We start from the raw sequence: 1,112 nt of genomic DNA, 5'->3' as shown, positions 1-1,112 counted from the left end.
ACTTAACGTTTAATGCGTCTTTTACATTTTTAAAGCGACCAAAATTCATCACCTTTTTAATTAAAATCATGTTTAAGAGTAGCAAGTCTTTAAATCTATATTTACGTAAAAAAAACAGTTTAGCTACATCTTTAATGCTTAAATACTCTTCAGATTCGCGGCACCAACCAATTAATCGACCATTAAGAAAGCTATGGTAAAAGTTACTTTTAGCTAACAGCGAATAATACTCCTTAACTAAAAGCGCTTTACTTGCTATGTGCTTTTCATTGAAAACAGAAGTTATACTTCCTGCGCGAATACGATAGTTATAAAAAGGCATATCTAAAGCTTTAACTTTATTTGCATTTAAATATAAAGTTGGTGTCATTAATTCGTCTTCGAAATACATACCCTCAGTGAAATATATATTGTTTTTTATAAACAAATCTCGTTTTACTAACATAAGCCATGCCTCTGGCCTAAAATTTTTCTTAGCAATTGAAGATGAGTTACCGTATTTATTTAAAAAATCTCGGCCGTTACAAATAGGGTAATCAAAGACATCTTGCGGCATGGATAACTGCTCTTTCGGCACATCACCAAACTTAGTGGCAACCCCTTGTAAAATATCCAAATCATTATCGCAGGCAAATTGTATTAAGTTAAATACAGGTTCGCTTTCAAGCGTATCGTCACTATCTAAAAATAAAATAAACTTTCCCTTAGAAGCATTAATACCCGCGTTTCTTGCCGCCGATAACCCCTGATTATGTTGTGTAATAACCTGAGTTTGTAGTGGGTATTTATTTTTGTACTGTTCTATAATAAATGCCGAGTTATCTGTAGATCCGTCATTTATTATAATAATCTCTTTGGATTGTTCATTTACATCGTAAACAGACTCGAGGCAATCAGCTAAATAGTCTTGTACGTTGTAAACAGGTATAACTATACTTAGTTTGATATTTTCCATAATTTCAACTTTTAATCCTAATTAGAGCTAAATTTTTATCAATTAGTTTTTTACCAGTACTTGAGGTCAAAAATGCGAAAGGTCTTACAATACATAAAGATAAAACTGAAGCTGCAGCGATTATTATTCCAAACAAACCTTGCATTATCTCTACTTC

The 1,112-nt window shown here is 32.0% G+C and carries 1 protein-coding gene; it reads right to left on the bottom strand.

Features of this window, described 5'->3' with window-relative positions; translation table 11 throughout:
* On the bottom strand, positions 1–955 hold a 955-nt coding region (locus H5072_RS20085; RefSeq protein ID WP_182694593.1), incomplete at its 3' end, for a glycosyltransferase.
* Positions 956–1,112 lie beyond the last annotated feature (157 nt).

The organism is Pseudoalteromonas sp. SR45-5, from assembly GCF_014163565.1.
Classification (GTDB): domain Bacteria; phylum Pseudomonadota; class Gammaproteobacteria; order Enterobacterales; family Alteromonadaceae; genus Pseudoalteromonas; species Pseudoalteromonas distincta.
This window is presented reverse-complemented; position numbering and strand designations above follow the sequence as displayed.